Annotated in this window: 12 protein-coding genes; 8 read left to right on the top strand and 4 right to left on the bottom strand. The window is 67.9% G+C overall.

Annotation, left to right across the window (positions count from 1 at the left end):
• Positions 1-164: 164 nt before the first annotated feature.
• Positions 165-2,261 carry a glycogen debranching protein GlgX gene (glgX, locus tag ACFVWG_RS40185; RefSeq protein WP_391548782.1) on the top strand — a complete coding sequence of 699 codons (2,097 nt, stop codon included), beginning with the start codon at positions 165-167 and terminating at the stop codon, positions 2,259-2,261.
• Positions 2,262-2,410: 149 nt separating this feature from the next.
• Positions 2,411-3,148, top strand: coding sequence for an SGNH/GDSL hydrolase family protein (locus ACFVWG_RS40180; protein ID WP_391548781.1), 738 nt, complete (start codon positions 2,411-2,413; stop codon positions 3,146-3,148).
• On the opposite strand, the gene ACFVWG_RS40175 is transcribed toward ACFVWG_RS40180, so the two are convergent.
• Positions 3,106-3,723, bottom strand: coding sequence for a PadR family transcriptional regulator (locus ACFVWG_RS40175; RefSeq protein ID WP_391548780.1), 618 nt, complete (start codon positions 3,721-3,723; stop codon positions 3,106-3,108). The genes ACFVWG_RS40180 and ACFVWG_RS40175 overlap by 43 nt on opposite strands.
• 67 nt (positions 3,724-3,790) lie before the next feature.
• On the opposite strand from ACFVWG_RS40175, the gene ACFVWG_RS40170 reads away from it, so the two are divergent.
• The 5 genes from ACFVWG_RS40170 (at position 3,791) to ACFVWG_RS40150 (ending at position 8,512) form a co-directional block, all read left to right on the top strand.
• Entirely contained in the window at positions 3,791-4,627 is an 837-nt protein-coding gene (locus tag ACFVWG_RS40170; RefSeq protein ID WP_391548779.1) for a MerR family transcriptional regulator, read from the top strand.
• Positions 4,627-5,529, top strand: coding sequence for a transglutaminase-like domain-containing protein (locus tag ACFVWG_RS40165; protein WP_391548778.1), 903 nt, complete (start codon positions 4,627-4,629; stop codon positions 5,527-5,529). Before ACFVWG_RS40170 ends, ACFVWG_RS40165 begins: the two co-directional genes overlap by 1 nt.
• A gap of 244 nt (positions 5,530-5,773) precedes the next feature.
• Positions 5,774-6,349, top strand: coding sequence for a TetR/AcrR family transcriptional regulator (locus ACFVWG_RS40160; RefSeq protein ID WP_391548777.1), 576 nt, complete (start codon positions 5,774-5,776; stop codon positions 6,347-6,349).
• Positions 6,350-6,363: 14 nt separating this feature from the next.
• Positions 6,364-7,557, top strand: coding sequence for a Cmx/CmrA family chloramphenicol efflux MFS transporter (locus ACFVWG_RS40155; RefSeq protein ID WP_391548776.1), 1,194 nt, complete (start codon positions 6,364-6,366; stop codon positions 7,555-7,557).
• A 67-nt stretch (positions 7,558-7,624) separates the two neighbouring features.
• Positions 7,625-8,512: a phosphotransferase enzyme family protein gene (locus ACFVWG_RS40150; RefSeq protein ID WP_391548775.1), complete on the top strand. Its 888-nt coding sequence runs from the start codon at positions 7,625-7,627 to the stop codon at positions 8,510-8,512.
• Positions 8,513-8,700: 188 nt separating this feature from the next.
• On the opposite strand, the gene glgP is transcribed toward ACFVWG_RS40150, so the two are convergent.
• Entirely contained in the window at positions 8,701-11,298 is a 2,598-nt protein-coding gene (glgP, locus tag ACFVWG_RS40145) for an alpha-glucan family phosphorylase (protein WP_391548774.1), read from the bottom strand.
• Positions 11,299-11,546: 248 nt separating this feature from the next.
• Here glgP and ACFVWG_RS40140 point away from each other — a divergent pair, with 248 nt between their 5' ends.
• Positions 11,547-13,535 carry a maltotransferase domain-containing protein gene (locus ACFVWG_RS40140; protein WP_391548773.1) on the top strand — a complete coding sequence of 663 codons (1,989 nt, stop codon included), beginning with the start codon at positions 11,547-11,549 and terminating at the stop codon, positions 13,533-13,535.
• Between the two features lie 245 nt (positions 13,536-13,780).
• On the opposite strand, the gene ACFVWG_RS40135 is transcribed toward ACFVWG_RS40140, so the two are convergent.
• The gene (locus ACFVWG_RS40135) at positions 13,781-14,359 is read right to left on the bottom strand and encodes a dihydrofolate reductase family protein (protein ID WP_391548772.1); all 579 of its coding nucleotides are present in this window, start codon (positions 14,357-14,359) and stop codon (positions 13,781-13,783) included.
• A gap of 247 nt (positions 14,360-14,606) precedes the next feature.
• Positions 14,607-17,213, bottom strand: a complete 2,607-nt coding sequence (locus tag ACFVWG_RS40130) for an ATP-binding protein (protein ID WP_391548771.1) — start codon at positions 17,211-17,213, stop codon at positions 14,607-14,609.
• Between the last annotated feature and the right edge of the window lie 12 nt (positions 17,214-17,225).

Raw genomic sequence — 17,225 nt, 5'->3', positions numbered from 1 at the left:
GACCCTCACTTGAGTCTGGAAGTATGTCGTAACTTAGTAACAGACCTTGCCTATCACTGCGCAGAGACGTTCACAACCACCGTCTCACGATCACAACCCGGGCATTCGGGGTCAATACACCCCGCCCTCCGACAGGTTTGCCAGTACCTGTGCAGAATGTGCCGGTGACTGACACGACCGCGACTCCGACCACAGCCGGTCCAGCCGGCGACCTCGGGCCGCGGCTGGGCGCAGTGGTCCAGACCGATGGGACGACGTTCACGCTGTGGGCTCCCGCGGCTGAGCGGGTGGAGCTCGCCCTCGTCGCCGAGGACGGCAGCCAGCGCAATCTCGACCTCGCGCACACCGGTGAGTTCTGGACCGGGTTCGTGGCCGGGGTCGGTCCCGGCCAGCGGTACGGGTACCGCGTGCACGGGCCGTTCGACCCGTCGCACGGACTGCGCTTCAACCCGTCCAAGCTGCTGCTCGACCCGTACGCGCGCGCTGTGGACGGTGTGCTCGATTTCGCCAGTCCGCTGATCTATGACTCCTCAGACGGCGACTCGGCCGGACATGTCCCGGTCAGCGTCGTGGTCGGCGAATCCGAGCCCCCACCGCCGATCTGCAAGCCGGTGCACTGGGGCGAGACAGTCGTGTACGAGCTACACACCAAGGGCTTCACGAAGCTGCACCCCGACGTACCGGAGCACCAGCGCGGGACGTACGCCGGTCTGGCGCACCCGTCGGTCATCAGCTACCTGCAGGAGCTTGGGGTCACCTCGGTCGAGCTGTTGCCGATCCACCAGTTCCTGACCGAGCCTGCGATCGCGGCGCGTGGTCTGCCGAACTACTGGGGCTACAACACCCTCGGCTACTTCGCTCCGCACGCTTCGTACTCGGCGTCAGGTAGCCGTGGTGAGCAGGTGACCGAGTTCAAGGCCATGGTGGCAGCGTTCCATGCTGCGGGCATCGAAGTGATCCTGGACGTCGTCTACAACCACACCGCCGAGGGCGGGTTCGACGGACCGACACTGAGCTTCCGTGGCATCGACAACCGCGCGTACTACCGGCTCGGCGCCGGCGGCACCATGTACGACGTCACTGGTACCGGCAACTCGGTCGACACCTCACATCCGCAGGTCCGGCGGCTCCTGATGGACTCACTGCGGTACTGGGTGGAGGAGATGGGGATCGACGGCTTCCGGTTCGATCTTGCTGTAACGCTGATACGTAACGAGCGTCATGAGGTCGACCTGGTCGATCACCCCTTCCTCTCCGAGGTGGCGGCCGACCCGGTGCTCGGCCGGGTCAAGCTGATCTCCGAGCCCTGGGACGTCGGCAACTTCGGCTACCAGGTCGGCAACTTCGGCACTCCGTGGTCGGAGTGGAACGGCAAGTTCCGCGACAGCGTGCGCGACGTCTGGCGCAACACCTCCGACGGCGTGAAGGACCTGGCCTACCGGCTCTCCGGCTCCAGCGACCTGTACGGCGACGACGGCCGCTACCCGTATGCGTCGATCAACTTCGTCACGGCACACGACGGCTTCACCCTGCGCGATCTGGTCAGCTACGACCACAAGCACAACGAAGACAACCACGAGGACAACCGGGACGGCACCGACGACAACCGGTCCTGGAACTGCGGCGTCGAGGGTGAGACCGACGACCCTGGCGTGGTCGCGTTGCGGAAACGCCAGATGGCGAATCTGATGTCCACCCTGATCCTGTCCACCGGCGTACCGATGATCACCATGGGCGACGAGTGCGGGCGGACGCAGGGCGGCAACAACAACGCCTACTGCCAGGACAACGGCATCTCCTGGTTCGACTGGACACTGCCAGACGAGTGGGCCGACCACCTCGCGCTGACCAAGAAGCTGATCGCGCTGCGGTCGACCCACCCCACTCTGCGGCAATGGCACTACTTCTCCGGACAGCCCGTCGTACCGGGTGGTCGTAAGGACCTGTCCTGGATCGCACCGCACGGCGGCGAGATGAACGAGTCCGACTGGCACGACGGGAACCTGCGCACGATCGGCATGTTCCTGGCCGGGGATGCGCTGCGGGCTACTGATGCGGAGGGCAACGCGCTGACGGACAGCTCGTTCCTGCTCGCTCTGAACGCCACCGCCGACACGCGGCCGGTCGTCGTACCGGATGCTTCGTGGGCCCCGGCGTACGAGGTCGTGCTGGACACCAGCAACAGCATGGTGACCGAGGTCGAGGCCGGTGCGACGGTGCCGCTTCCCCCGCGCTGTCTGGTGCTGCTGCGCGCGCTCTAAGGCCGGCGTGAGCGCACTCTCAGGCGTTTCCTGAGGTTGTTAACCTTCGCCTTGTACCTTCATTGGTCACCTGCTGTTCATGTTTGGGGGGACCAATGTTTCTGCTGCGCCGCGCCCCGCGTCGTGAACGAACCACGCCCATCGGGGCGATGCATCGCGCCATCATGCGCTGGGGCGAGGCGGACCGGACGAGTTCCCGGCTGGCTGTGCAGCGTTGGCTCGACGGTGTCGCGTACGTCGACGTCCAGGCACGCACGTACGCCGACTACTGGACCCAGCAGAACTCTCACGTGCTCGCAGGGAGCGGACCACTGTGGGTCGTACTGGGTGACTCGACTGCGCAGGGACTCGGCGCATCCAGCCCTCTGCACGGCTATGTGGGTCAGGTGCTCAACGCACTCCGCCGTACCGGGACTCCGTGGCGTGTGCTCAACCTGTCTCGTTCTGGCGCCCAGACGCGGCACGTGCTCGACGACCAGCTCCCTCTGCTCGAGGGACTACAACCTGCGCTCGTCACCTGCGGCATCGGGAGCAATGACATCCTTGCGACGCCGCCGAAGCGCTTCCGCGACCACCTCAAGCAGGTGATCGGCCGGCTGCCCGCGACGTCTGTAGTGATGGACCTGACCGTGCCCGACCGTCTGTGGCGCGTCGGTGGCGCAGTCAGCCCATATGTCGCCGGCATCAACCAGCACATCAGCACCGCGGCCGCTGATCGCGGCCTCCCGGTGGCCGAGGTGTCCCGGCATGCACGGCCGCCCTGGCGCGGAATGCTCGCGCCGGACAACTTCCACCCGAACAACCTCGGCTACCGGCGGCACGCCGACGCCCTACTCATGGCGCTTCAGGCCTCCGGAGTCTGCGGGCCGTCGGCCAGCAGCAGGTAGAGCGAGCGGCGCGCGTCGCCCAGGATCTTGGCGGCTGCGGCACGCTGCTCCTCAGAGCCAGTGCGGCCGACCTGCCGAGCAGCGATGTGCAGCTCCTCAAGCAGTCCACGCAGATCAGTGGCAGGCTCAGCCTGCGCAAACGCGGCGAACGGGTCGACCGACGCCTCACGGCGCTCTTCGACGTACGCACGGCCGGTGTCGGTCAGAGTGACGAGCTTGCGGCCTGCCTCTGCCGTGACGGCGACCAGGCCCTCGTCCTCTAGTTGGTTGATGGTCGGATAGATCGCGCCCGGGCTGGGGGTCCAGCGTCCGGCGCTACGGTCGGCGATCGCCTGCATCAGCTGGTAGCCGTGCATCGGCTGCTCACTGAGCAGCATCAGGACCGCCGTACGGACATCGCCGCGCGGAGCCCGGCCACGGCCTGAGCCGCGTCCCGGTCCCCGACCACCGCGTCCGCGGTGCATCGGCATGCCTTCTCCCATCCGCGGTCCACCGCGGTGGGGATGGTGGTGGCCGCGTCGGCGGCCACGGGTCTCGTTGGGGGTGTTCATGGTTTCCTCCTCGTATGGATTCATGACACTAACGATATATCGTTACCGTCATGAACGCAAGAGGGCTTTACTCTCCCCCTGGGGGAGGCTGTTGGATGACGATGTGTTGACGATCAGCGAGTTCGGGCGGCGGGCAGGGCTTTCCCAGAAGGCACTGCGGCTGTACGACGTCTCCGGGTTGCTGGCGCCCGCCCGGGTCGACCCGTCGAACGGCTACCGGTTCTACGACGAGGAGCAACTCGAGCGAGCCCGGCGGATCAGCGTGCTGCGGCAACTGGACATGCCACTGGCCACGATCACCGACGTACTGGCTGGATCGGATGCGGAAGCGGTCATCCGGCTCGACCGGTGGTGGGCGGCCGAAGAGGCGACGACCGCGGCGCGGCGCGCCACCCTCGAGTACCTGCGGAGCCGGTTGACCCACAACGGGACCGTCGGTCTGGCGCCGCGGCCGGTGCACGTCCGCGAGGTGCCGGAGACGAAGATCGCGACGATCCGGACGGAGACCGACCAGCAGTACCTCGTCGGCGTGATCGTGTCGTCGACCAGCGAGATCATGGCCTACCTGCGCTCGGCCGGCGCCGAGCTGACCGGTGAGTCCTGGGTGCTGTTCCACAGCGCGGTCACACCGGAGGCGGAAGGAACCGTCGAGATCTGCGTGCCGTTCACCGGCACGGTCGATCCGGCCGGCCCGATCGTGATCCGGATCGAGCAGGCGCATCAAGAGGCCTACACGACGCTGACGATGGACGAGTGCGCGTTCCCGCGGGTGCTGCTCGCCTACGACCTGGTCTACGACTGGGCCCGTGGATCTGAACACCCCGAGGCCGGTCCGCCGCGCGAGATCTACCGCCCCGACTGCCACCTGCTCCCCCGCGACGAGCCCGCCGTCGACGTTGCCCTGCCCATTGTTGTGAGGAGAAGTTGATGGACTACGCGAAACAAACGCCGTACAGCGACCCGGGTGAGCACGCCGCGCTGTTCGATGCACTGCCGGACGACATCCCCGCCATCGGCGCGGTCATCCGCAATCTGCTCATCCATTATCGCGGCGGCGGCATCGAGTTCACCGGCGACCGCCTGGCCGAGATCGACAACCGGTGGGTCTCCGCCATCCTCGCCACCGACCAACGCCGCAACGGTACGGCGCTCGCCACGCCCCGCGAGCCGGTCGACCGCGTCGTCGGCTGCTGCCGCGACTACACCTTGCTGTTCGTCTCCGCCCTACGCCACAAGGGCATCCCGGCCCGCAGCCGGATCGGGTTCGCGGTCTACTTCGGCGAAGGCTTCAATTACGACCACGTCGTCGCCGAGTACTGGAACGGCGACCGCTGGGTGCTGACCGACGCCCAACTCGACCCCGCCGGCAACCACCCCTTCAACACCCTCGACATGCCACCCGGCCCCTTCGTCTCCGCCGCCGAAGTCTGGCGCGACGCCCGCGCCGGCCGCATCGACCCCGACCTGTACGGCGTCCAGCCCGGCCTGGCGATCACCGGCGACGAGCTCAACACCAACCAGCCCGGCCTCGCCCTCGGCGGCCTCTGGTTCATCCGCACCTACGTACACCACCAACTCGCCCACCTAATGGGGGACGAACTCCTCCTCTGGGAAGCCTGGGGCACCATGGCCCCCACCTACACCGAAGCCGACGCCGCCCACACCGACGAGCTCGCCGCCCTCTTGATTGCCTCCGACAACAATGACGAAACCGCCACCAAAGAACTAGCCCACCGCTACCAAACCGACCCCACCCTCGCCCCGAACGGCCGCACCCTCCTCACCTCCCCCTCCGGCCGCCCCCACGAATGGGTCAACCTCGCGCAGTGAACCGGCCGCAAAGGCGTCCGGCCCGGAGACTTGATCAAGGTCTCCGGGTCGGATTCACACACCTAAGTTGCTATTGGGCTCAGCATGCCGTCGCCTTGGTCGACCGACACACACGCGATTCCGTTGGCATAGGCGCAGATGGCCAGCGCCGCGTTCCGACTGTCGGACCGCCTGCGGCTGGGGGTATCACCACCATCGAAACCCGTTTTGGATCGATCGGTCTAAAACATGTTATGGTCGGTGCATGGTCAGGCCGCGGATGTTCGACGAGGAGCAGGCTGTCGATGCTGCGATGCGCGTGTTCTGGGCTTCGGGGTATGAGTCGACGTCGACGCAGGCGCTCTGTGCGGCGACCGGGCTCGGGCGTAGCAGCATCTACAACACGTTCACCAGCAAGCGGGCGTTGTTCGACCTCGCCTTGCATCGCTATATGGAGCTGACGAGCTCGGCGCAGCTCGAGCTGATCCAGCGCGACGACCTCCCGATCCGCGAACGGGTACGGCGCATCCTGTGGAACGCCGTCGAGCCCGGCCCGGGCGATCCGCCCGGCTGCCTGGTCATCAACACCGCGGTCGAGCTCGGCCCGACCGATCCCGAACTCGTCGAGCTCCTCGACCGCGACCACGCACCCAAGCTCGAGGCCCTCGCCGCAGCGATCCGCACCGCACAGGCCGCGGGTGAGGTCGCCGCCGATCGCGACCCGACCGCGCTGGCCGACTACGTGTACGTCGTACTGGGTGGTCTGCGCGTGGCTGCCCGCCGCGGCGCGTCTGCCGGCGCTCAACAATCCGTCATCGAGGCCGCGCTCCAGGCCTTCTGAATCCTGAGGAAACCATGCCCTCCCAAGGGAAAACTCTGCCCTTTGCCGTCTATCTGCTCGGTGCCGCGATCTTCGCCCAGGGAACGTCTGAGCTGATGCTGGCCGGTCTGCTCCCGGAGATCTCGTCCGATCTCAACGTATCCATCCCGGCGGCCGGTCTGCTGATCTCGGCGTTCGCCATCGGCATGCTGGTCGGCGCCCCGGTGCTGGCCGTGGTCACGTTGCGCTGGTCGCGGCGGGCCGCGATGCTCGCCTTCTTGGTGGTCTTCGCGCTGACTCACGTCGCCGGCGCCCTGACCTCGAGCTACGGCTTTCTCCTCGCGACCCGCGTCGCCGGCGCCTTCGTGTACGCCGGATTCTGGGCCGTCGCGTCCGTCACCGCGATCGAACTGGCCGGCCCGCAGTCCCGCGCCCGAGCGATGAGCGTCCTGGCCGGCGGCCTGACCATCGCGTCGATCGTCGGCCTCCCGGCCGGTACCGCGCTCGGTCAGCACCTGGGTTGGCAGTCGGCCTTCTGGGCCGTCGCCGCACTGTCGGCGATCGCGATGATCGGAGTCGTCTTCACCATCCCGGGCGGCCGGTCCGCGACCACTCCCGAGCTCCGCCAGGAGTTCCGGGCAATGCGCAACCCAGGACTCTGGCTCGCCTACGGCACCACGGCACTGTCCACGGCAGCAATCCTGGCAATCTTCTCCTACCTCGCTCCGCTGCTCACCGAAACCACCGGCCTGCCCGAAGCCTGGATCCCCGCAGTTCTGGCCGTGTACGGCGTCGGCGCGCTGATCGGCATCACCACCGCCGGCCGCACCGCAGACCGCCGCCCCTTCACCACCCTGACCGTCGCGCTCACCGGTCTCGGCGTGGCCGCCATTGCCCTCGCCCTCGGCGCCAGTACCCCGTGGCTCGCCGTACCGGCCATCATCCTGGTCGGCGCCTTCGGCTTCGCCAACAACCCCGCCGTCAACGGCCGAGTCTTCAGCCTCGCCGGCTCCGCCCCCACCCTCGCGGCCGCCTTCAACGTCTCCGCCTTCAACGTAGGCATCACCGTCGGCCCCTGGTTCGCCGGCCTAGCCCTCGACGCCGGCGCCGGCTACTCCTCCGTCGGCTGGGTAGGCGCCCTCTTCACACTCCTTGCCCTAGGCACCGTTCTCCTAGCCACCCGCCTCCGCGCGCCATCCACCGAGCTCCAGTCCGCGATCGCCGGCTGACAGTGCCGCCTGGCGGTACCTCACGCTACGCTCGGCTGCTGCGGATCCTTGAGGAAGGCTGGTTGTCGTGGTTCACGAGCGGGCGATTGCGCTAGCGGCGCTGGAGAGCTTTCCTGTTGAGGTACGGCGGATTACTCGCGCGGCGCAGTCGTTCAACACGATCTACCGGGTTGAGACGCTGGGCGGGACTTATGCGCTTCGCGTTGGGCCGGCGTTGCAGATTCACGCAGCCGGTACGGCGGCCGCGGAGGCGGAGTGGCAGCGCGCTCTGGTGGCCGATGGGTTCGCGGTGCCTGACGTGGTGCTGACCCGTGAGGGTGAGCCGGTGGTGACGGTCGAGGGGCGCACGTGTGTGTTGTTCACCTGGATCCACGGGCGCTCGATGCGGACGCGGCTCGGTCCTTCACGGGCTCGTACGCTGGGCCGGTTGATGGCTCGGTTGCACGATCATCCGGGGCGGCGTGATGTCGACGTACTGCATGCGGACAAGGTGCTGTACTGGCTGCTGCCCGATCGGTTGGGTGATGTACCTGAGCACGGGAAGGTACTGGCCGAGGCGCGGGACAGTGTTCAAGCGCTGATCGATGAACTCTGGACCGGCCGCGAACCGCAGGTCGTCCACGGCGACCTCACCGCGGCCAACGTCATCGAAGCTCCCGGCCCCGTACCGATCGACTTCCAGGACCTGGTGATCGGCCTCCCCGAGCAGGACATCTCGTTCACCCTCGCCTCGTTCGGCCGCCGCGACGACCGCGACGCGATGGCCGAGGCGTTCCGCACCGGCTACGCGGAGGTCCGCGCCTGGCCGGAGATGCCGGAGACCACCTTGCGCGGTCTGATCGTCGCGCGTGGCCTGCACCAACTGAACCTCTCGCTGGCCACCGCCGAAGGCCCACTCCCCCAGGACTACCTCGACTACCACGGAGCCCGGGCCAAAACCTGGCTGAATTCCTGACCGCACCCGCTGCTCGTGTACCGATGAACGGGTAGTAGTCGGCTCGGCGGCCTCATCCCAGGCGCAGGTCCGCCGACGGCAGCTCGTTCGGCGGGACCACTACCCGTTCTTCCGTACATCCCTCCCACAGCCCGCGGGAAAATCAAGACCCCGCCTGGTGAGGTAGGCGGGGTCTCCTTGTAGGTGGCTTAGAACTCTGAGCCGGCCGGGAGGTCGGGCGCGCTGGGGTCGTCCGGGTCGGACGGGCCGGCGGCCAGGCCTAGTTCGGCAGGGCTGGCGAGCGCCTTGTGCTGCGGGACGACTCGGACCGTGTAGCCGAAAGGGCCGGTGCGGTCGAGCTTCAGTTCGCCCTCGTAGCGGTGGCGGTTGCCTTCGTAGGTTTCGGCCAGCGACAGGGAGGCGCGGACCGGGTCGGTGATCTCGTCGTTGGCGTCTACGCGGCCGTGCAGAACCTCGACGCAGATGTCGGTCGGTTCGAGGTCGCCGAGGGCCGCGAAGGCGCGGACGCCGACGGTGGTCCCGAGCTGCGGTACGTCGCCGAGGCCTTGCAGCTCCACGTGGTCGACGCGGATCTGGGGCCAGGCGGCGCGGACCTTCTTCTTCCAGGCGGCGAGGTCGCGAGCGCCGTCGTACGTGGAGTTCAGCGCACGCGATGACAAGGCGGCCGGCACGTAGAGCTGCTGGACGTAGTCGCGGACCATGCGGGTCGCGAGGACCTTCGGGCCGAGCTCCTTGATGGTGTGCCGGAGCATCTCGATCCAGCGGCCGGGGACGGCGCCGTCGTAGAAGCGCGGGGCGACCTGCTTCTCGATCAGGTCGTAGAGGGCGTGCGCCTCGAGGTCGTCGCGGCGGTCGGTGTCCTCGATGCCTTCAGCCGAAGGAATCGCCCAGCCGAACTCGTCGTCGTACCACTCGTCCCACCACCCGTCGCGGATGGACAGGTTCAGCGCGCCGTTGAGCGCGGCCTTCATGCCGGACGTGCCGCAGGCCTCGTACGGGCGCAGCGGGTTGTTCAGCCAGACGTCGCAGCCCGGGTACATCGGCTGCGCGAGCGCGATGTCGTAGTCCGGGACGAAGACGATGCGGTGCCGCACCTCGGGGTCGTCGGCGAAGCGAACCATCTCCTGGATCAGCTTCTTGCCACCCTCGTCGTGCGGGTGGGACTTGCCGGCGATCACGATCTGGACCGGCCGCTGCGGGTGCAGCAGCATCGCCTTCAGCCGCGCGGGGTCGCGCAGCATCAGGGTCAGCCGCTTGTACGACGGGACGCGGCGCGCGAATCCCATCGTCAGTACGTCGGGGTCGAGGATCTCGTCGACCCAGCCCAGCTCGGCGTCACTGGCACCGCGGTTGATCCACGACTGCCGGACCCGGGCCCGGGTGTCGTCGATGAACCGCTGGCGCAGGATCCGCTTGGTCTCCCAGATCTGCGCGTCGGTGGTCTTGTCGAGACCGTCGAAGACGTCCTCGGACTCGGACCGGTCGGTGGCCGCGAGCGTCAGGTCGTTGATCTCCCGCGCCACCCAGGTCGGCGCGTGGACGCCGTTGGTGATCGAGGAGATCGGTACGTCGGTGGAGTCGAAGCTCGGCCACAGCCCGGCGAACATCCCCCGGCTGACCAGGCCGTGCAGCTTGGAGACACCGTTGGCGCGCTGCGCGAGCCGCAGACCCATGATCGCCATGTTGAAGACGCCCGGGTCACCGCCCTCGAAGTCCTCGGCGCCGAGCTGCAGGATCCGGTCGATCGGCACACCCTCACCGAAGGCGTCCGGCGAGAAGTGCTGCTGGATCAGCTCGACCGGGAACCGGTCGATACCGGCCGGGACCGGCGTGTGCGTGGTGAAGACGGTGCCACCACGGTTGACCTCGAGCGCGGTGTCGAAGTCGAGGCCCTTGTCGGCCGCCAGCTCACGGATGCGCTCGACGCCGAGGAATCCGGCGTGGCCCTCGTTGGTGTGGAACACCTCCGGCGCGGCGTGCCCGGTGATCCGGCAGAACTCACGGACCGCACGGACACCGCCGACGCCGAGCAGGAGCTCCTGGAGAAGACGGTGCTCGGTAGTACCGCCGTACAGACGGTCGGTGACCTCGCGCTCGGCGGGCTCGTTCTCTTCGATGTCGGAGTCGAGCATCAGCAGCGGCACCCGGCCGACCTGGGCGACCCAGATCTGCGCACGCAGCTCCCGCTCACCAGGCAGCGTCAGCGTGACGGTCGCAGGTGCGTCACCGTCGCGGAGCAGGCTGATCGGCAGCCCGTCCGGGTCAACAAGCGGGTAGCGCTCCTGCTGCCAGCCCTCGCGGTTCAGCGACTGCGCGAAGTAACCGTGCCGGTACAGCAGACCGACACCGATCAGCGGTACGCCGAGGTCACTGGCGGCCTTCAGGTGGTCACCGGCCAGGATGCCGAGACCGCCGGAGTACTGCGGCAGCACGTGGGTGATGCCGAACTCCGGGGAGAAGTAGGCCACCCCGGTCACCGGAGAACCCGCCTCGGCCTGGAACCAGCGGTCGTCGGTGACGTAACCGTTCAGGTCGGACACAGCCAGTTCGAGGCGGCGCAGGAACGCCGGGTCGCTGGCCAGCTCGTCAAGCCGGGCCGCCGGGACCTCGCCGAGCAACCGGACCGGGTCACCACCGGTGCTGCGCCACAGCTGGGGATCCACGGCCTCGAAGACATCCTGCGTCTCCGGGTGCCAGGCCCAGCGGAGGTTGTTCACCAGGGTGCCGAGGCCGGTCAGGGGCTCGGGCAGGACAGGGCGGACGGAGAATCGTCGTATCGCTCGCACCGGGACACCGTACCGGCCATCCGCTGCGAGAACACCCTCGGCGTGCATCTTTTTTGCAACGCGAGCAAGACTTTGCAGAGGTTGTCCCGGTGACCGGCTGTTCACATTCCAGGCAGTGGACCGAACCGTGACCCCCGGTTGCGAGATGTGGACGGTGGGAACCGATACGGTCAGGGTTGTAGTTCAACGATCACAGAGTTCCCCACCCGCCGCACCGCTAATTACGGAAGCGAAGGTTTCTTTACGCCATGACTGGGCGCATCCCGATCACCGACGTCACCCCGACCGTCGACGCCGGCGCGTATCCGGCCAAGGCCGCCGTGGGCGAGACGTTCACCATCGCGGCCACCGTGTTCCGCGAAGGCCACGACGCGGTGAATGCGAACGTCGTCCTGACGTCGCCGACGGGACAGACCAGACGGATGCTGATGACGCCGGGCGCGCCCGGCACCGACCGCTGGAGTGTCGACGTCACCCTGCAGGAGCAGGGCGCGTGGACGTTCGCGGTCGAGGGCTGGAGCGACCCGTACGGCACCTGGCGGCACAACGCCGAGATCAAGATCCCGGCCGGGATCGACGTCGAGCTGATGTTCGCCGAAGGCGCCGCCTTCTTCGACCGCGCGGCGGCCGGCGTACCGCCCGCCGTACGGGCTGATCGGGCCACCCTGGGCGACGCCGCGCAGGCGCTGTCCAACAGCGCGCTCCCGCCGGAGGCACGGCTCGCGGCCGGTATCTCGCCGCAGGTGCGCGCCGCGCTCGGGCGCTACCCGGTGCGTGAGCTGATCACCTCGTCGGAGACCTACCCGGTGTGGGTCGACCGGGTGCGTGCGCTCTACGGCAGCTGGTACGAATTCTTCCCGCGCTCCGAAGGCGCCGAGTACGACGAAGCTTCCGGGCAATGGAAGTCCGGCACCTTCCGGACGGCGGCCGAGCGCCTCGAGGCCGTGGCCAAGATGGGCTTCGACATCCTCTACGTGCCGCCGATCCACCCGGTCGGCAAGGCCTTCCGCAAGGGCCCGAACAACACCCTCGACCCGAAGGAAGGCGACCCGGGGTCGCCGTGGGCGATCGGTTCGGAGGAGGGCGGCCACGACGCCATCCACCCCGAGCTCGGCACCTTCGAGGACTTCGCGTACTTCGTCGGCCGGGCCCGTGAGGTCGGTCTCGAGGTCGCCATCGACCTGGCCCTGCAGGCCTCGCCGGACCACCCGTGGGTCAAGGAGCACCCGAAGTGGTTCAACGTCCGCGCCGACGGCTCGATCGCGTATGCCGAGAACCCGCCGAAGAAGTACCAGGACATCTACCCGATCAACTTCGACAACGACCCCGAAGGCATCTACGCCGAGGTGCTGCGGATCGTGAAGCTGTGGATCGACAAGGGCGTCACGGTGTTCCGGGTCGACAACCCGCACACCAAGCCGGTCAACTTCTGGGAGTATCTGCTCGGCGAGATCCGCAAGACCGACCCGGACGTGGTGTTCCTGTCCGAGGCGTTCACCCGGCGGCCGATGATGCACGAGCTGGCCAAGGTCGGCTTCCACCAGTCCTACACCTACTTCACCTGGCGCAACGAGAAGTGGGAGCTCGAGGAGTACCTGGAGGAGCTGACCAAGGAGAGCGGCCACTTCCTGCGGCCGAACTTCTTCGTCAACACCCCGGACATCCTGACCGCCTACCTCCAGTACGGCGGACCCGGCGCATTCAAGATCCGTGCCGCGATCGCCGCGACCTCGTCACCGTCGTGGGGTGTGTACGCCGGGTACGAGCTGTTCGAGCACGTCGCCCTGCGGCCGGGCTCGGAGGAGTACCTCGACACCGAGAAGTTCCAGCTCCGCCCCCGCGACTGGGCCGCCGCCGACGCCGAGGGCCGCACCCTGGCGCCGTACATCACCTTGCTGAACACGGTCCGCCGCCGGCACCCGGCGCTGCAGCAGCTGCGCAACCTGTCGCTGCACACGACCGACGACGAGGCGATCATGTGCTTCTCGAAGCGCACCACCGTCGCCGACGGTCACAGCGACACCGTGATCATCGTCGTCAACACCGACCCGCACGCCGTTCGCGAGACCGTCGTCCACCTGGACATGGCCGCCCTCGGCATGCGCCCGGAAGACACCTTCACCGTGTACGACGAGATCACCGGCGCCACGTGGCGCTGGGGCCAGCAGAACTACGTCAAGCTCGACCCCAACGCCGAGCCCTGCCACATCCTCGCCGTACGCCGCGGCCAAGCCTGACCCGCGACGTGTGACATCCAGCTGTGTGGAAACAAATGTGCGGTAGGCGGCATGGAGTTTCCACACAGCGGACCCGGGCCCTTCCCGGCGCTGCTCCCCATGGCCTGATGGGTTGCCCATTGAGGTGGTGGGTTGCCCCCTGAGATTTTCAACGGGCAACCCTCCAGCTGAGGGGATATCTCCCGAGGTGGAGGGTTCGCCGATGTGGGGTGAGTGTGCTGCGGCGGTCGGTGGGGGAAGGCTTGTCAGCGGACGACCTGGTAGCGGAGGTGGGTTACGCCGCTGCCGGCTTCTACTACTCGGGTGCGGTCGAGGGTGATGGGGCCGCCGCCGAGGAGGTCGAAGAGGCGGACGCCGCCGCCGAGGAGGACCGGGACGAGGTGGACGTGGATCTCGTCGAGGAGGCCGGCGGCGAGGGCCTGTTGGGGTGCGGTGGCGCCGTGGAGACCGACGGTCTTGTCGCCGGCGACGGCTTGGGCCTGCTTGACGGCACTCTCGATGCCGTCGGTGACGAAGGTGAACACGTCGGGCGCTTCAGCGGGCGGGTTGTGCGTCAGCACGAAGCACGGGACCTGGCCGGCGGGACCGCCGTCACCCCAGCCGCCTTCGCCGACAGAGATGTCGTACGAGCGGCGTCCCATCAGGATCGCGCCGGCTCCGTCGCCCATCTCCTGAAGCACTGCCTGGTCGGCGGCGGTCGCCTTGGTATTCAGCCACTCGTGCAGGACCAGTCCACCTTCACCGAGCGGGTTCTTGCGGCTGACGTGCGGTCCGGTGACGTAACCGTCCAGCGACATCGACATGGCCGAGGCGACCGTACCCATGATGTTTCTCCTTCGCAGGCTTGCTGTTGATGTCACAAGCCTGCTGGTACGGCGCCTCGGTGTGATCCGTAGTCACCACTGAATCGCGTCCGGCGACCTTGAGCACGGTTCAACCATCTGACCGTGCGATTCATGGTTGATCGGTGCTCAAGGTGCAACCACCCGGCCACCTTGAGCACGGTTCAACCACCAGACCAGGCGATTCATGTTGATGGGTGCTCAAAGTGGCCGCCGGAGTTTGGGCGCCTCAGGCGTGAGTCGTTCGGCCTGCTGCGAGCGACAGGGTGGTTGTGCGCTCGAAGTCCGCGTCGATGCGGTCCCATTGGGCTACCGCTTCGACCAGCAAGGCCCGATCACCACTCAGACGAGCTCGGGCGCGGGTCAGACAGGCGGCGGCCCAGTCGTTCTCGGCCGCGGCTGGTTCGGCTGCAACCAGGTAGTCGGCTGCATCGGGCAGCCCGGCGACCACTGCCAGCTCCGCCCCGGCCGCGTGGGCGTAGGGCAACCACCACTTCTCGGCGAACGGCATCAGGGCGGCGTCGACCAGCACGCGGGCGTCGTCGTACCGGGCGGTGTGGACGGCGATGCGCGCGTCGACGAAGGCGGCCGGAGCGGCCAGGGCGAGGGAATCGGCGGCGTTGTCGACGTGAGCGATGCGGCGAGCGCGCAGGCGCCATTCCTCGTACGCCGGTCCGTCACCACGCAGGCCGTGGACCATGGCCACGATCGACGCGGCTGATGACGGCCAGTCGCCACGCAACGAGGAGAGCTCGCCGACCGCGGTCGCGGACAGCCAGCCGTCCCAGAGGATGTCGGCCTGCTCCAGCGCTTCGTCGAATCGACCGGTCAATCCATAGAGGCGGATGAGCCGCGGCGCGATGATCGCGGGATGCGTCGCGACCGAACCCTCCTGTACGGCGATGCGCGCGGCCGCCGGCAGATCCCCCGCCGCGATCGCGGAGGTCGAGGCAACGTGCAAGAGGTCGACCAACTCGGCCGCAACCGCGGGATCGTGAGGCGAGGCGCCAGCGGCCAACCGCAGTCGCTCATCCGACAACCGATGCGCCTGGCGTAGTCGGCCGGCGTTGGCGAGCGCCGTACCCAACGCATCCAGCGCGCCCGGCACCAACACAGGATCGCCCGTACGACGAGCCGCCTCCACCGCGGTCCGCGACAGCTCGAGATCCGGATCGAGCGGCGTCTCCCCCGAAGCCCAAGCTCGCGCAATCGCCAGTACGGCGACACATCGCGCGTCGCCGGGATCAGCCGAAGCCGTCGCCTCATCCAGTAAGGCGATCAACCGCTCCCGCGGAACCGGTTCCTCGAACGACATCGAGAATCGGGTAGCCGCCACCACGGCCGAAGCAAGCGCCACCGCCCGCGCCGCCCCGTCCACCTGATCACTTGCCTTCAGCAACAATCCGTAGGCGGTCGCCCCATCGGCAGACACCAGAGCGACGGCGGCAGCCGACCCGAGATCGTCCGCAGGGTGATCCGGGTTCAGCTCCGCGGCCCGGACGTAGTGGTTGCGGGCAGCAACCACCTGGCCGCGGATGAAGCTCAAGTGGGCCAGGGATTTCGCGAGCCGGTAGCTGTCGGGTGTCGTCTGGGTGAGGGCGTTGCGAAGGTCGTCGGCGACCGCATCGAAGTCAAGAGCGTCCACTGCAGCTGCCGTGTCGGCGGCCCAGCGCACGTACCGCGGAGTGATGTCCTCGCCGCTTGCCACCAGTTCGTGGAGGGCAACCGCTCGCACCGTCTCCAGCAGCGACCATCGCGCAGTGGTACCGACTCGGCGGTGGACGACGAGGCTTCGGTCGGTGAGGCGGCCGATCAGGTCGGCGGCTGCGCCAACGGTCAGCTCCCGGTTGAGGGCAACGACTGCGTCCAGGTCGAAGCCACCGACGAAAGCACCCAGCCGACGGAAGAACAGGCGCTCCTCATCGGAGAGCAGGTCGAGGCTCCAGCCGATGACCTCACTGAGCGAGTGGTGGCGTTGATCCGGGCCACGGCCGCCGGAGATCAACCGGAGCAGGTCGTCCAGAGCGGCCTCGACGCCGTCGACTCCGAGAGAGGCGGAGCGGGCGGCGACCAGTTCGATTGCCAACGGCATTCCGTCGAGGGCGGTGCAGAGGCGTTCGACCACCGATGGGGCCGCGACGATGCCGGGGTCGGTGGCTTTGGCGCGGTCCAGAAACAGACGCGGAGCCTCGGCGCCCAGGGACGGTACTTGGATCAGCCGCTCACCCGGTACGGCGAAGCGCTCCCGGCTGGTCGCCAGGACCCGTACCTGTGGACACAGCCGGAGGATGCGGGCAACCAACTCACCGACTTCGGCGATGACATGCTCGCAGTTGTCCAGCACCAGCAGGACCCGCTCCGACCTCAATCGGTCGAGTACGGCATCGGTCGGCGTACCAGGAGGTCGTTCGACGACGCCCAGAACCTGAGCAATCGTTTGCCCAACTCCCCCAGCCCGGACCGGAACCAGGTCAACGAAGTAGGCATCCTGACCAGCGGCCGCCTCGACGGCCAGCCGGGTCTTGCCCATGCCGCCGGCCCCGACCAGGCTCACCAGCCGTGACTCGCCGAGCGCGGCGACGACCGCCGTACGCTCCACTAAGCGCCCGACGAACGACGTCGGGTACACGGGCAAACCAGTGACCGACTCAGCCGCGAGCGCTGCCAGCGAACGACGATCCGATACGCCGGCCTTGCGCAGCAGCGACGCGACGTGGCTCTCGACTGTGCGGATGGACAGATGCAGGCGAGCTGCGATCTGCGCGTTCGACTGGTGCGCGCGAATCGCGGCCAGCACCTCGGCCTCCCGCGCCGACACCAGCTCCGTCCACTCCACGTCGGCACTCTA

This window comes from Kribbella sp. NPDC058245, from assembly GCF_042882005.1.
Taxonomy (GTDB): Bacteria; Actinomycetota; Actinomycetes; order Propionibacteriales; family Kribbellaceae; genus Kribbella.
This window is presented reverse-complemented; position numbering and strand designations above follow the sequence as displayed.

Bases quoted from the DNA above. Each gene is read 5' to 3' on its own strand.
- ACFVWG_RS40180 (WP_391548781.1), top strand. From the start codon at position 2,411: ATGCATCGCGCCATCATGCGCTGGGGCGAGGCGGACCGGACGAGTTCC.
- ACFVWG_RS40175 (WP_391548780.1), bottom strand. From the start codon at position 3,723: ATGAATCCATACGAGGAGGAAACCATGAACACCCCCAACGAGACCCGT.
- ACFVWG_RS40165 (WP_391548778.1), top strand. From the start codon at position 4,627: ATGGACTACGCGAAACAAACGCCGTACAGCGACCCGGGTGAGCACGCC.
- ACFVWG_RS40160 (WP_391548777.1), top strand. From the start codon at position 5,774: ATGGTCAGGCCGCGGATGTTCGACGAGGAGCAGGCTGTCGATGCTGCG.
- ACFVWG_RS40155 (WP_391548776.1), top strand. From the start codon at position 6,364: ATGCCCTCCCAAGGGAAAACTCTGCCCTTTGCCGTCTATCTGCTCGGT.
- ACFVWG_RS40140 (WP_391548773.1), top strand. From the start codon at position 11,547: ATGACTGGGCGCATCCCGATCACCGACGTCACCCCGACCGTCGACGCC.
- ACFVWG_RS40135 (WP_391548772.1), bottom strand. From the start codon at position 14,359: ATGGGTACGGTCGCCTCGGCCATGTCGATGTCGCTGGACGGTTACGTC.